The following is a 14,478-nucleotide window of genomic DNA, read 5'->3' as shown; positions in this document are numbered from 1 at the left end:
GCACCATGAAAAAAATATTATTCCTTGCTATATCCATGCTTCTGCTCATAACGCAGGAGAGTTTTTCCCAGAACGGCCTGTCTGGTTTTAACTACCAGGCAGTGGCCCGCAACAACAACGGCACCGTGCTGTCCGGCCAGCCTTTGACGGTACGGTTCACCATCCGTGGCGGGTCCGCCGCGGGTCCCGTACAATACCAGGAAACACATGCCACCAATACCAATAGCCTCGGGCTGTTCAACTTACAGGTAGGACGCGGTACACCCGTTACCGGCACTTTCGCGGCCGTTCCCTGGGGAGACGTGAACCAGTTCCTGCAGGTGGAAGTGAACCCCGGCAGCGGCTTCGTATCCATTGGCGCTAACCAGCTGATGAGCGTACCCTTTGCACAGTTTTCCGCCAATGGTACTCCCGGCCCCGTTGGTCCGGCTGGCCCCGCTGGTGCTCCCGGCGCGATGGGCTTACCCGGGGCACCCGGTGCGGTAGGACCGGCTGGTCCCGCCGGCCCGGTAGGTGCGGCCGGCCCTGTGGGGCCTGTAGGTCCCGCTGGTGCTGACGGCCCGGTTGGTCCGGCCGGAGACATAGGGGCCCCTGGTCCCGTTGGTCCTGCAGGTCCCGCTGGCCTGGCTGGTCCTGCTGGCCCTGCCGGTCCGATTGGCCCCGCTGGTGTAGCTGGCCCGCTTGGCCCGGTTGGTCCCGCTGGTGTTGCTGGTCCGGTTGGTCCGGCTGGCCCTCTTGGTCCGATCGGCCCTGCCGGCCCTGCCGGTCCTGCCGGCCCCGTTGGCCCTGCCGGTGCCCTTGCTGGCCCGGCAAGCGGTGATCTTGGCGGCACCTATCCCAGCCCCCTGGTAGTAGCGTTACAAGGCAAGCCGGTTACAAACGCCGCGCCCGTCCTGGACCAGGTATTAAAATTCAACGGCGTTAGCTGGACGCCCGCTACCATCCCCGGCGGCGGCGGTTTTGTACTGCCTTTTGTGACCACAGAAAATAATGCCGGTACCTTGTTTTCCATCACCAATGATGGTGACGGCACCTCCATTGAGGGCATCAACAACACGGCTACTTCCAACATTGCAGCCGTCAGGGGTATTGTGAGCAGCGCATCGCCCGGCGGTTTTTCTGCCGGCGTAAGAGGGATCAACAACGGCACTGGCGGCCTTGGTGTGGGCGTGTACGGCTCACAGGCAGGCTCAGGCTGGGGCGTGTACGGCACTACGCCTAATGGTCTCGGCGTTTACGGTAATGCATCTGCCGGTGGCACCGGCGTTTATGCCAACAGTAATACCGGTACCGGCCTCACAGCTACGAGCAACAACGGCACCCCTGCCAATATAGCCATCTTCAACAACGCAAATAACAATAGTGTATTGACTGCCAACACAGTAGGCAACGGAACAGTTGTGAACGTCACCAGCTCGGGTAACGGCGCGGGCGTACGCAGCTCAACCGCCGCTGGTTTTGCGGTGCATGGTATAACCAGCGCCGTAACTTCCGCTGGTGTTATAGGCGATAACACCGCGGGTGGAGAAGCGGTGGTAGGCCGCACTACCAGCGATATTGCAGGCGCGGTAGTAGGCCGTAATGATGGGGGTGGTTACGGCGTGCGCGGTTTCATCGCTACCAATGCCACCGGCACCGCCGTAGGCGTGCTCGGGCAGGTAGGGCTGAATGGCAGCACCGGCCGTGCGGGCAGGTTCGAGAACTTTAACCAGACCAATACCATGGGCAACGTACTGGAGGTGGAAACCAACGGCAACGGCAATATTCCCGACAACACGCAGGGCAATGCCGCTTCATTCCTGGTGGATAATACCAATAGTGTAGCTGCTGCCGTGCGCGCCGAAGTAAAAACCATCTTCGGCAACTTTGGGGCGGCCGGTGTATTCGGCATATCCTCTGGCACCGGCGGCTTTGCAGGGCTCTTCCATGCATCCAATCCCGCGGGGAACGGCGCCTCGCTGGTAGCGATTACCGACGGGAACGGCAATGCCATTACCGCCAATGCCAGCAAAGATGGCAACGGCGTAGAAACCAATATCGACGGCGCGGGGAACGCTTTATATGCCTGGGTGCCCTCTTTTGCCACGGGCAGGGCGGGGCGTTTCAATATTTTCAATGAAGACAATATCAGCGATGCAATCACCGTAACTACCGTAGGTAACGGTATTGCGGGTAACTTCAAGGTAGATAGGGTTACCGGTACCAAAGCGGCTGTTCGCGGGGAAGTGAACTCCCAGTTCTCCAACTTCGGAACGGCGGGGATATACGGTATTTCTTCCGGCACTGGCGGCTTTGCAGGCCTTTTCCATTCCAGCAACCCCGCAGGCAACGGCCCTGCAATTATCGCAATTGCGGACGGTAACGGCAACGGTATTACCGCCAATGCCAGCAACGGCGGAGACGGTGTGGAAACCACCGCGGACGGGACCGGTGCGGCTATCTACGCCTGGGTGCCCAACTTCGGCCAGGGCAGAGCCGCGCGCTTTGTGAATTTCAATACCGGCAACACCAACCCCGCGCTCACCGTAGAACAGCACAGCAACGGCTCCATCGCGGTGTTCAAATCCGGCAACCCCGGAACAGTGAACGTAGCCCGCATCAACGCAGCTGGCAGGGGCTTCTTCAACGGCGGTACTCAAAACAGCGGGGCAGATATTGCCGAAGCTTTTGACGTAACCGGCGCCATCGGCGAATATGAGCCGGGCGATGTAATGGTGATCTCCACCAGTACGGACCGTACGATGGAAAAATCCACCACTCCCTACTCCACCCTGGTAGCCGGCGTATACGCCACCAAACCGGGCGTGCTGCTCACGGAAGTGGAAGGTGTGGAAGATATCACGGATATGATCCCGATGGGCGTGGTGGGCGTAATACCCACCAAAGTGTGCGACGAAGGCGGGCCGATCAAACGTGGCGACCTGCTGGTCACTTCCAGCAAAAAAGGTTACGCCATGAAAGCCGATCCTGAAAAGATCAAAGCCGGCCAGGTAATCGGGAAGGCTTTGCAGGAGTTGCCTTCAGGCACCGGAAAAATCAAGGTACTCGTCAACGTTAAATAATGTTGAAAAACCGGGTACGCTGGCTACAGTGCCAGCAGACATACTTTTGACCTCAAAGGTATATGTCTGGTTTTGTGAGGGGGCTGTTCCTTTTGGAACGGCCCTTTCTTATTTGGCGCGGGGGAAAAAGTACGACCGATAGGTATGTAGGAACTCTGTGAGGGTGATGATGATCAGGATATGCATAAAATCGTTGTCCCTGAATTTGCTGAGAAAAGCCCACCAGAGCGGGTAATAATACAGGCAGATCAGGATGGTGTAGAGAATGAAGGAGCAGGTCAGGCGGATGCGTATCTTATTGAACCCCAGGGGCACGCTGCAACACTTGACGATCAGGTAGCTGAGGGTGAGCACATACCCGGGGAGGTAAGCGCCCAGGGAATAATCTTCACGGAAGGTAAAACTCAGGGTAAAATAAAGACCGGCAGCGGCGCTGACGATCAGCACAGGTATAAGGGTGGATTTCATGGGTGGAAATATACAAAAAAGCGAACATCCCCCGATATCCGGGGGATGTTCGCTGAGTTATATGCATACCGCCAGGGGCGGGAATGTACTAAACTTTGAAGTGGGAGAAAGCTTTGTTCGCTTCAGCCATACGGTGGGTATCTTCTTTCTTTTTGAAAGCGGCGCCTTCACCTTTGCTGGCGGCAACGATTTCGTTAGCCAGTTTCTCAGCCATGCTCTTACCGTTCCTTTCACCGGCGTAACGTACCAGCCATTTGATGCTCAGGGACACCTTACGGTCAGCGCGTACTTCAGCGGGGATCTGGAAGGTGGCGCCACCGATACGGCGGCTGCGCACTTCTACGGCAGGAGTAACGTTAGTTAATGCTTTTTTCCAGATCTCATATCCGTTTTCGTTAGTCATCTGGCTAACGCGGTCTACTGCATCATAGAAAATTCTGTAGGCAATGCTTTTTTTCCCTTGTTCCATGATGTTATTCACGAAGCGGGTTACCAGCTTGTCCTGGAATCTTGGGTCCGGAGCCAGGGGTAATTTTTTCGCAGCTTGCTTTCTCATTTATTAGAAAAATTGTAACTATTTATAATTGATTATTTCTTAGCCTTTTCCTTTTTGGTACCATACTTGGAACGGCTCTGCTTCCTGTCTTTCACACCGGCGGTATCCAAAGAACCACGAACGATATGGTAACGAACACCCGGAAGGTCTTTCACCCTGCCGCCGCGGATCAGTACGATAGAGTGCTCCTGCAGGTTATGGCCTTCACCCGGGATGTAAGCGATCACCTCGATCTTGTTGGTGAGGCGCACTTTCGCCACCTTACGCAAAGCGGAGTTCGGCTTCTTAGGGGTGGTTGTGTACACACGGGTGCATACGCCACGACGCTGAGGACAAGCATCCAACGCTCTGGATTTGGACTTGGCCCGGATAATTTCTCTTCCTTTTCTTACTAATTGTTGTATTGTAGGCATTCTTACCTAATTTATATTTTTCTGCTTGTTTACAATTACATCCAAATAGCCCATTGTGAGAATTTGGGAGGGCAAAGGTATCACTTTCTATTTAGAAACCAAAATTGTGAAAGAGAAAATTAGAAAAAAGCGGGATTAACCGGCATTTTCCAACAATAAATCCCCCGCAATCTGCTCCCACTCTGCTTCCAGGGCACCACGGAAAACCGCTTTGCCCGCCCTTGCGTACCAGTAAGCCGCATTGCCCTGGTCTCCTTCCTTGCGGTGAAGATAGGCATGCACCCAGGAACCTGCCCGGGAATGGTCTTCCTGCGCGATATCGTGGCTCCGGTCCCAATCCCCCTTACCATCCCACCAAAGCGCCAGCAAAGCCGGCGTAAGCCCGGCAGGCGGCAACTGTTGGTCCAGCGAAGTTTTAAAACCGGCAATCGTCATAAGTCCGCAAAGATACAAACCGGGAAGCATCCGGGCAACAGGCATCCCGGAAAAATGCCCGCCCAGCCTTTACTACTTGTTTACTACTTCTGTACTGCTTAGGAACAGCTTCGCTACTACTTCACTACTGCTATTACACTACTCTTAGACTACTCTACTACACTATCACTACTCTTAGACTACTATTAGAGACCAATTGTCATGCTCATGACAAAAGTACCCATCCATACACTCCCCATACACTATCCTAGGCGTATCCCAGGAGTATCCATGGAGTATCTATACTTCAACGGTGACGATCAGTGCCTTTTTTCCCAAAAAACATAAAGGTTACATAAAGGTTAGACAAAGGTTACACCGGCTTTTATAAAGGTTACAGTGAGTTAGACAAAGGTTAGCGGGCATTTTGCCCGGTCTTGTCCTGATATAGGCTTACAATGATTTGCGGTGCAAACCCGGTGTAGACCCGATATAGACCCGGTATAGACCCGGTGTAGACCCGATGTAGACCCGATGTAGACCCGATGTAGACCCGATGTAGACCCGATTTAAACCCGGTGTAGACCCGGCGCTGATCCTCCACATTAGTGCCCCAAGCTAGCCCAAAGCCTGTCATTGCGAGGAGCCGCAGCGCTAAAAGTGGGTGGGGCGACGAAGCAATCTCCTCCATCGGATGGATGTACGCCAGGATATGGAGATTGCTTCGTCGCGGCTCCCGCACAAATCCCCCGCGGCTCCTCGCAATGACGGCCTTTTTCACAACGACGCCACAAACAAGGCCGGTTCTGTGGTAGATTTTCCCGCATTACTAAAGCCCTTCCACTAAAGTGCATCGTTTTAACTAACGGCTAAGACCAATAAAAAAGGGCCCCTTACAGGGCCCTTTGCGACGTAATATCATGACATCATCAGATGTGGAAATTCCAACTGCGGCTGTCTTCCGCTTTCCCGGTACGGATCGCATCCAGGCGGCTGATCACCTCGGCGCCGATCTCGTATTGGGTGGTATCCATACTGATCCTGTGCTCTTTATAATCCAGCTGCTCCACGTAAGCCACGCTCGCGGCAGTACCCGTGCCGAATACCTCGCGCAGGGTGCCGTTTTCGTAAGCGGCCACCACCTCTTCGATGGACACCGGGCGCTCCTCCACTTCCAGGCCCATATCCGTGAGCACATCCATCACGCTGGCGCGGGTAACGCCGGCCAGGATAGTGCCGTTCGTAAGATCAGGGGTAATGGCCCGGTTCCCGATGATCACAAACACGTTCATCGTGCCGCATTCCTGCAGCCATTTGTATTCGTGGCCGTCCACCCACAGGATCTGGTCGTAACCGTCCTTGCGGGCCTGCATGGTGGGGTACATGGCGCCGCCGTAGTTGCCGGCCGCTTTCGCATAGCCCACACCGCCGGGGAATGCGCGGATGTATTTGTCCTGCACCAGCAGGTGGATGGGTTTATTAAAATATGGCCCTGAAGGGCTGTTGATGATCGCAAATTTGTACGTGTCCGAAGGGCGTACACCAATGAACTCGTCAGCCGCAATCATAAAAGGACGCAGGTACAGGGAGCAGCCTTCGTTTGAGGGCACCCATTGCCTGTCCAGGTCTATCAGCATGGCCATACCGCCTACGAACAGCCATTCAGGCACATCGGGCATACCCATTCTTTCCGCGCTTTTATTAAAACGCGCATAGTTGTCGTAAGGGCGGAAGATCATGGGATTGCCTTCCTGGTCGTTATACGCCTTGATGCCTTCAAAAATAGCCTGCCCGTAATGCCAGGCGGCGTTTGAAGGGCTTACGCTCAGGTTCTGAAAAGGCAGGATCTCTGCGTTTTTCCATTCTTTTCCGTCAAAATCCGCCACCAGCATATGGTCGGCATATTTTTTACCAAAAACCAGATTGTTAAAATCCACTTCAGCCAGGCGGCTATTTGTTGTTTTGGTGACTTTAATTCTTCTCTTCGCCTCTTCCATTACTGTAGATTTAGCGGTGGGATGCTCAACTGCCATCATGGTTTATCAGTTTAATCTCAATATTTTTACACTTTCTTAAGCAGGTACCGTTCCACCGAACGATCCGCAAATAAACGTTTTTTCCCCGAGAAGGGATCGTCACATTAAACCTTAACACAATATTTATGAGCCTTGAGCAATTGGAGCTGGACCCTTATCTTTTAGCGCAAATGTACGACCAGCCTATCATCCCAGAGGCGCGCAAGGCGGCTCCCGTCACGGAGAAAGCGTTGCCCAAAGTGAAATATTTAGGCGAAAATCAAAAAAACATCCTGCTGCTGATACAAAACGAAAGCGAAGCATATTTAAATGAGGAATTATTCAATCTCCTCACCAATATTTTGAATGCCTGCAAACTCGGAATGCAGGATGTTGCATTGGTGAACGCGGCAACTTACCCGGGCCTTACCCTCGCCGGTTATAAAAATGCAGTCCCCTTCCGCCAATGCATCATTTTCGCGGTACCGCCCGCCAACATTGGGCTTCCGCCGATGCAAGCCTACCAGCTGGAGACGCATGAACAGCTCCCCTGTCTTTATTCTGACGAATTGCAACTGATTGCAACAGACAAAGCCCTGAAAGGCCGTCTTTGGATGGGACTGAAACAATTATTCGGTATTTAATCTTCAAACCAACGCGCCGCAAGTATCTTCGCGGACAGCAAGTAAAGACATATGACTTTCGTATTCGCCACGAACAACAACAATAAGATCAAAGAGATCCGCTCGCTGCTCGGCAACGAGTTTTCCATCATTACCCTGGAGGAAGCGGGCATCGATATAGACATTCCCGAGCCGCACGATACGCTGGAAGAAAACGCGCGGGAGAAATCCACCGTCATTTTTAACATGACCGGCAAAAACTCCTTTTCGGAAGACACCGGCCTGGAGATAGACGCACTCAACGGCGAGCCCGGCGTGCTCTCCGCCCGTTATGCCGGCGAGCAGAAAAGCGCCCCGGACAATATCGACAAGGTATTGCGCCTGATGGAAGGCAAAACCGGCCGCAGTGCGCGTTTCCGCACCGTTATTTCCCTGATCATCGACGGCGCCGAGCACCAGTTTGAAGGCGTGGCGGAAGGTGAAATCCTCCATGAAAGAAAAGGCGGCGAAGGGTTCGGTTACGATCCCATCTTTCAGCCGCTGGGCGGGAGCAAAAGTTTCGCGGAGATGGAGCTTTCGGAGAAAAACCAATACAGCCACCGGGCAAAGGCTTTTAAAAAACTGATCACATTTTTACAACAACAGCATGGCAAGAGTTAAGATCGATATGCCGGCCGTTTTCCGCTTCAGCACCGTCATCCCGGTGAGGATCACGGATGTGAACTACGGCGGGCATTTGGGTAATGACGCGATCGTGTCCATCCTGCACGAATCCAGGATGCAATACCTCGGGTCCCTCGGCTGCACCGAGCTGGACTTTTTCGGCACTTCGCTGATCATGGCGGACCTGGCCGTGATGTACAAGGGCGAAGGATTTTACGGCGATGCGCTCACCGTGGAAGTGGCCGCGGACGAACTGAGCAGCCTGGGTTACGACCTGTATTACCGCCTGAGCACCACCCGCGACGGCAAACAGATCATTGTCGCGGAAGCCAAAACCGGCATGGTGTGTTTTGACTACAAGACCCGCAAAGTTGCGCGGCTGCCCGAACTATTTAAACAACAAATCGACAATACAACAGCATGAACGATATCACACAGATCATTACCCACCGCCGCACGGTAAAACCTACCAGCATGAACGGCAAAAAGGTGGACGACGCAACGGTACAGGAATTGATGCAGCTCGCGGACTGGGCGCCTACCCACGGCCTCACCGAGCCCTGGTATTTTGTGGTGTACGGGGGCGATAAAGTACAGGAATTCTGTACCGCGCACGCAGAACTGTACAAAACCTACACACCGGCCAACCTGTTCACAGAGGGCAGTTACGAGAAACTGAAAACGCAGGGAGACCTCGCCAGCCACGTGATAGCCATCTGCATGAAACGCGGCTCCAATACCAAGATCCCGGAGATTGAAGAGATCGCGGCAACAGCCTGCGCAGTGGAGAACCTCTGGCTGGGCGCCACCGCCAAACAACTGGCCGTATACTGGGGCTCCGGCGGCATGACCTATCACCCCGCCATGCAGGATTACCTGGGCCTCCGCGATGAAGATAAAGTACTTGGATTTTTATATCTCGGGTATACAGACGAAGCTCCACGCACCGGCAGGCGCGTGAAGCCGCTTGAAGAAAAAGTAAAGTGGATGTAATTATCTATTGTAACAGGTACGTTCTGGCCAGCTCCCGGAAAGAACGTACCTGTTCTTCTTCCCACTGTTTGTCTTTGCCGGTTTCTTCCGCCATGATGGATGCGACCCCGGGCGCTACGCGCAGGGCTTCTTCCGCATCCAGGAACAGGGCGCGGGTCCTTCGCGCCAGCACGTCTTCCACCGTATGCGCCATTTCGGTGCGCACCGCCCAGAGCACCTGTGCTTTTACAATGCCCAGGGAACTACTGATTACGTCCCCGGCGCCCGGCAGGTTTTTCACCCCGGCCGCATCGGAGCCGTAATAATATAAAGGATCTTTTTCGTCCAGCTTTTGTGCGGAACCATGGACGGCCAGGTGGCGGGTTACGGATTGGGTAACGGGCCATTGTTTCACTTTCTCCAGCCTGTCTATCACATCTTCGCCCATTTTGCGGTAGGTGGTCCATTTGCCGCCCAGTATGGTGACCAGGCCGGTGGCGGACACCATGATCTTATGATTACGGGAAATCTCTTTTGTTTTTTCGCTCTTCTCCGGTTTGGCGAGGGGGCGCAGGCCGGCCCAGACGCTTTTTACGTCCGCGCGGGTGGGCGTTTTTTCAAGGTACTGGCCGGCGGTCTCCAGGATAAAACCGATCTCTTTTTCCATGGCTACGGGGTCCAGGCTGATCTCGTTCACCGGGTTGTCCGTAGTGCCTACCACTATTTTATTATGCCAGGGCACGGCGAACAATACGCGGCCGTCGCTGGTCTTGGGGATCATGAGCGCGTTTTCGCCCGGCAGGAAGCTGCGGTCCAGCACGAGGTGTACGCCCTGGCTGGCCACGATCTTACGTTTGATGGTGGGGTCATCCATTTCCAGGATATCGTCCACAAACACGCCGGTGGCGTTGATAATGCCTTTGGTATGAACGACATAGCTGCGTCCCGTTTCGGTATCTTCCACGGTGATGAGGCCCAGCTGACCGCCGCCGTTTTTCTTCAGGCTGGTCACTTTCATATAATTGAGGGCGATGCCGCCTTTGTCGTAGATGGTCTGCATGAGGTTCACCGCCAGCCGGGCATCGTCAAACTGCCCGTCGTGGTAAAGGATGCCGGCGGCAAGGCCGTCTTCTTTGAGGCCGGGGAGTTTTTCCATCGTCTTTTTGCGGGAAAGGTGAATGGAATCGCCGAGGCTGAGGCGCCCGGCCATCCAGTCGTACACTTTCAGCCCGACGGTATAAAAAACCCCTTCCCACCAGCTGTAGGCGGGTATTACAAAAGAAAGGTTCCTGGCAAGATGTTTAGCGTTTTGCAGCAGCAGGCCGCGCTCTATGCTGGCTTCCCTGACAAGGGCCACATCGCCCTGCGCCAGGTAACGGACGCCGCCGTGAAGTAGTTTTGTTGCTTTACTGGACGTGGATTTTGCAAAATCAGATTGTTCGAGCAGCAGTGTTTTATATCCCCTGGTAGTAGCTTCCAACGCAGCACCCAGCCCCGTGGCCCCTCCTCCTATCACGACTACATCCCATTCCTCGTTATTGCCGATCTTTTTCAGTTGTTCTATGCGGTTCATTTTCTCTATGTATGTTCAAAAGGCATTATTATACAATATACATCGTAATCCGATACTGGCAAATTTAATCGATTTTACGGCAGGTTCGGGAGAAATTTCTGTTAAGGCTCATATTTTCTGAATATTAGTAGGTTATGATTGATAACGTTTGACGCGGATATTTGGTTGGAAGTTATAACATTACGATGGAATTTGAAAGCATTTTAAAGTTTTTTTGAAATTATTGAAAGAATGTGAAAGAAAACAAAAGGCGGAAGAGGTTTCCCCTTCCGCCTTATATTATAACTGTCGTAACTATCGTCTCAAATATATCGCGTCTGACTGCGGTCATTTACGCAACGTACCCATGATTACAAACTGGTTGGCAAACATGCCGGTGATCTGCCGGCCGCCTACAGATCCCAGTTCTTCACCCGGGCAATGGCTTTCTGCCATTTTTCCCGCAGCCGGGTATCTACCGGTACGGTGGGGCTGAATACCCTCGCGATCGTGTATTGGTCTTTTATTTCCTGCAGGGTCCAGAAGCCGGTGGCCAGCCCGGCCAGGTAAGCAGCGCCCGTGGCGCTGGCGGGCATTACCCGCGGCCGCATCACGGGGTATTGCAGGATGTCCGTCTGCATCTGCATAAAAAAGTCGTAGGTGGCCGAGGTACCATCTACCCGCAGTTCGGTAATAGCCCGGCCGCTGTCTTTCTCCATGGCATCCAGCGCATCCGCGATGCCCAGGGCTACGCCCTCCAGCGCGGCGCGGGCAATGTGGCCGCTGGAGGTGCCCCTCGTAATGCCGATGATCATGCCCCGGGCGTAAGGGTCCCAGTGCGGGGTGCCCAGGCCGGAAAGCGAAGGCACGAACAATACGCCGCCGTTGTCCGGCTCGGTTTGCGCGAGGGCTTCTATTTCAGCGGTGGATTCTATCAGCCCCAGCCCGTCCCTGATCCAGCGGAATACGGAGCTGCCGCCAAACACGCTGCCTTCCAGCGCATACGTGACATTGTTCCCTATCCGCCAGGCAATGGTGGTGAGCAGGTGATGGTCGGACACGATAGGTTTGGAACCGGTGTTCATCAAAGCGAAACAACCGCTTCCGTAAGTATTTTTTACCATCCCCGGTTCCAGGCACATCTGCCCGAAGAGGGCGGCCTGCTGGTCTCCCGCCACGCCGGCAATGGGAATGCTGGCTTCCAGGATACCGGGGGCGGTGTGGGCGATCACTTCGCTGTTGCTGCAAATAGCGGGCAGCAGCTGGTGCGGGATGTTGAACAGGCGCAGCAGCTCCTGGTCCCATTCCAGCGTATGGATATTGAACAGCATGGTGCGGGACGCGTTGGTCAGGTCGCTTACGTGGGTTTTGCCCGCGGTCAGTTTCCATATCAGCCATGCGTCTATAGTGCCGAAAGCCAGCTGACCCTGCTCCGCGCGGATGCGCGCGTCGTGCACATGATCGAGTATCCAGGATATTTTGCTGGCGGAAAAATAAGCGTCGAGGATGAGGCCGGTTTTGCGTTGTACGAGGCCGGAGAAACCCTGGTAGCGGAACTCGTCCACCAGTTTGCTCGTACGCCTGTCCTGCCAGGGTATGGCATTGTATACCGGTTCGCCGGTGGCGCGGTCCCAAATTACGGTGGTCTCACGCTGGTTCGCAATACCGATGCCGGCGATCTCGGAAGCCCGGATGCCGGCAGAGGCGATCAGCTCTTCCATGACGGACAGCATGGTGTACCAGATCTCGTTCGGGTCCACTTCTATCCACCCGGGCTGCGGGTAATATTTTTCATATTCCTTTTGCAGCTGCTTCACCACCTGGCCCTGCCGGCTGAACAGCACTGCGCCCGCCGCGCTGGAACCCAGATCAAGGGAAAGTATATATTTCTTGTCGCCGTTCATTTCCTGTTTTTTAAACATCCTTCAGGTCCGTAATAGCCTGCATCAGTTCACCGAGATATTGATACATCGTTTCCAGGTATTCGTTCCCCTGGTCCGTCAGCTTATAATATTTGCGGGGCACGCCCTCATCCATTTCCACCCAGCGGCTTTCCACCAGCTTTTCTTTTTTCAGGCGGCTCAGCAGCGGGTAAATAGTGCCTTCGGCAATGTCCATATCAGCCAGTTTCTTGATCTCGCTGATAAGCTCATAACCGTACCGTTCCTTCTTTTGCAGCAGGAGCATAATGATATATTCAAACAGTCCTTTTTTGATCTGGGATTGCCACCTGGTGATGAAATAGGCATTTTGCTTATTCTCCATAAGGGATCGGGTACGTTATAAGACAATTAAAAATAAGCAATAATCGCTTATGCCAGCAAGTGCGGCCTTTCGCGGTATACTTTCCAGATGAACTCGCCGAAGATCGTGTTTGCCCAGGCGAACCATGCGCGGGTGAACTGTGCGGGATCGTCCTTTTGGAAGGATTCATGCATAAACCCTTTGCCGGCATGGCATTTCTGCAAAGTGGCCAGGCATTGTTTTATTTCTGCTTCGTTGTTGCTGGTAAGCCCCTGCATCACCACACTGATGGGCCAGATGCGCTGCATACCGGTATGCGGGCTGCCAATGCCTTTGCCTGCCTTGCCTTCGAAGAAGAAAGGGTTTTCTTTGGAAAGGATCAGTTTGCGCGTGTTCGCATACACGGGATCGTTCGCCTTTACCGCGCCGAGGTACGGCAGGGCCAGCAGGCTGGGCACGTTCGCATCGTCCATGAGGTTGAAGCTGCCGAAGCCGTTCACTTCAAATGCATATACTTTGCCGAATTGCGGATGTGAAACGATCGCGTACTTCTGGATGGCCTGCTCCACTTCCGTGGCCAGCGCGCGGCATTCCGCCGCCAGCTTTGCGTCTTTGTGGAAAGCGAGCACCATTTCAGCGGCCTGCCGGAGGCTTACCACCGCGAAGAAATTGGAAGGTATGAGGAAAGGGAAGATGGTAGCATCGTCGCTGGGCCTGAAGATGGAGCAGATGAGGCCGACGGGCTTCACGGGGTAACCGTAGCCGCTCAAAGGTACACCGTCCGTTGCCCAGGAGGTATTGCGCTGGAAATGATAAGGGCCGGGGCCGTCTTTCCTTTGCTGCTCCTTAAATGTTTTGACGGTGCTGATGATGGAGTTTTTCCATGCCTCGTCAAACGGGGCGGTATCGCCGGTGTTTTTCCAGTACATATACCCGAGGCGGATAGGATAACAGAGTGAATCGATCTCCCATTTACGCTCGTGGATGCCGGGTTTCATATCCGTGATATCGGTCTTCCATTCGCCCTGTTTGTTTTCGTCTTTATAGAACGCGTTCGCGTAGGGGTCTTTGAGGATACACTTCACCTGGTGGTTGATCACACCGGCAATGAGGTGTTGAAGCTCTTTGTCTTCCTTCACCAATGGCAGGTAAGGACTCACCTGGGCGGTGCTGTCTCTCAGCCACATGGCGTCTATATCTCCCGTAATCACATAGGTGTCAGGGCGGCCGTTGTTGGTAAATTCAACGGTGGTATCCAGCGTATTGGGGAAGCAGTTTTCAAAAAGCCAGGACAGCTCCTGGTTTTTGCTTTTGCTTTTAACGGCGGCTATGGCCTTTTCCACCGCTTCGCTGCGGAACTTTCTTTGTGCAGCGGGGATGCGCACTACAGGAAAATCCTGGGTGCCTGCCCAGCTCAGCGCGGGGCGCAACAGGATAGCGGATGACAGTACAGCGGACTGCCGGAGAAACTTTCTTCTGCTCATATTGCTTGATTA

The 14,478-nt window shown here is 54.0% G+C and carries 14 protein-coding genes; 5 read left to right on the top strand and 9 right to left on the bottom strand.

Annotated elements, in window-relative coordinates; translation table 11 throughout:
* Positions 1-5 precede the first annotated feature (5 nt).
* Positions 6-3,062 (top strand): collagen-like domain-containing protein, encoded by a 3,057-nt coding sequence (locus tag EG028_RS11915; protein WP_185096815.1) that lies wholly within the window; start codon positions 6-8, stop codon positions 3,060-3,062.
* Between the two features lie 108 nt (positions 3,063-3,170).
* Here the strand turns inward: EG028_RS11915 and EG028_RS11910 are convergent, their stop codons facing one another.
* From EG028_RS11910 to EG028_RS11885, 5 genes are all read right to left on the bottom strand, one after another.
* Positions 3,171-3,530: a hypothetical protein gene (locus EG028_RS11910; protein WP_120516934.1), complete on the bottom strand. Its 360-nt coding sequence runs from the start codon at positions 3,528-3,530 to the stop codon at positions 3,171-3,173.
* Positions 3,531-3,618: 88 nt separating this feature from the next.
* Positions 3,619-4,086 carry a 30S ribosomal protein S7 gene (rpsG, locus tag EG028_RS11905; protein WP_120516935.1) on the bottom strand — a complete coding sequence of 156 codons (468 nt, stop codon included), beginning with the start codon at positions 4,084-4,086 and terminating at the stop codon, positions 3,619-3,621.
* Between the two features lie 32 nt (positions 4,087-4,118).
* Positions 4,119-4,499 (bottom strand): 30S ribosomal protein S12, encoded by a 381-nt coding sequence (rpsL, locus tag EG028_RS11900; RefSeq protein ID WP_027318727.1) that lies wholly within the window; start codon positions 4,497-4,499, stop codon positions 4,119-4,121.
* A 135-nt stretch (positions 4,500-4,634) separates the two neighbouring features.
* Complete coding sequence (locus EG028_RS11895) at positions 4,635-4,934, bottom strand: hypothetical protein (RefSeq protein ID WP_120516936.1); 300 nt, start codon at positions 4,932-4,934, stop codon at positions 4,635-4,637.
* Positions 4,935-5,842: 908 nt separating this feature from the next.
* Complete coding sequence (locus EG028_RS11885; protein WP_241559120.1) at positions 5,843-6,949, bottom strand: branched-chain amino acid aminotransferase; 1,107 nt, start codon at positions 6,947-6,949, stop codon at positions 5,843-5,845.
* A 125-nt stretch (positions 6,950-7,074) separates the two neighbouring features.
* Between EG028_RS11885 and EG028_RS11880 the strand changes: the two genes are divergently transcribed.
* From EG028_RS11880 to EG028_RS11865, 4 genes are read left to right on the top strand one after another with little or no spacing between them, the layout of a single operon-like run.
* On the top strand, positions 7,075-7,572 hold the full coding sequence (locus EG028_RS11880) for a hypothetical protein (protein WP_123864649.1): 498 nt from the start codon (positions 7,075-7,077) through the stop codon (positions 7,570-7,572).
* A gap of 51 nt (positions 7,573-7,623) precedes the next feature.
* Complete coding sequence (rdgB, locus tag EG028_RS11875; protein WP_120516938.1) at positions 7,624-8,211, top strand: RdgB/HAM1 family non-canonical purine NTP pyrophosphatase; 588 nt, start codon at positions 7,624-7,626, stop codon at positions 8,209-8,211.
* Complete coding sequence (locus EG028_RS11870) at positions 8,198-8,638, top strand: acyl-CoA thioesterase (protein WP_120516939.1); 441 nt, start codon at positions 8,198-8,200, stop codon at positions 8,636-8,638. Before rdgB ends, EG028_RS11870 begins: the two co-directional genes overlap by 14 nt.
* Complete coding sequence (locus tag EG028_RS11865; RefSeq protein ID WP_120516940.1) at positions 8,635-9,207, top strand: nitroreductase family protein; 573 nt, start codon at positions 8,635-8,637, stop codon at positions 9,205-9,207. The genes EG028_RS11870 and EG028_RS11865 overlap by 4 nt, the downstream gene beginning before the upstream one ends.
* 4 nt (positions 9,208-9,211) lie before the next feature.
* On the opposite strand, the gene EG028_RS11860 is transcribed toward EG028_RS11865, so the two are convergent.
* From EG028_RS11860 to EG028_RS11845, 4 genes are all read right to left on the bottom strand, one after another.
* Positions 9,212-10,759, bottom strand: coding sequence for a glycerol-3-phosphate dehydrogenase/oxidase (locus EG028_RS11860; protein WP_120516941.1), 1,548 nt, complete (start codon positions 10,757-10,759; stop codon positions 9,212-9,214).
* Between the two features lie 392 nt (positions 10,760-11,151).
* The gene (gene glpK, locus EG028_RS11855) at positions 11,152-12,642 is read right to left on the bottom strand and encodes a glycerol kinase GlpK (protein ID WP_120517022.1); all 1,491 of its coding nucleotides are present in this window, start codon (positions 12,640-12,642) and stop codon (positions 11,152-11,154) included.
* Positions 12,643-12,652: 10 nt separating this feature from the next.
* The gene (locus EG028_RS11850; protein ID WP_120516942.1) at positions 12,653-13,003 is read right to left on the bottom strand and encodes a PadR family transcriptional regulator; all 351 of its coding nucleotides are present in this window, start codon (positions 13,001-13,003) and stop codon (positions 12,653-12,655) included.
* Positions 13,004-13,050: 47 nt separating this feature from the next.
* Positions 13,051-14,466 carry a glycoside hydrolase family 125 protein gene (locus tag EG028_RS11845; RefSeq protein ID WP_120516943.1) on the bottom strand — a complete coding sequence of 472 codons (1,416 nt, stop codon included), beginning with the start codon at positions 14,464-14,466 and terminating at the stop codon, positions 13,051-13,053.
* Positions 14,467-14,478 lie beyond the last annotated feature (12 nt).

The sequence above is a fragment of the Chitinophaga barathri genome, from assembly GCF_003807585.1.
In the GTDB taxonomy this organism is placed as follows: domain Bacteria; phylum Bacteroidota; class Bacteroidia; order Chitinophagales; family Chitinophagaceae; genus Chitinophaga; species Chitinophaga barathri.
This window is presented reverse-complemented; position numbering and strand designations above follow the sequence as displayed.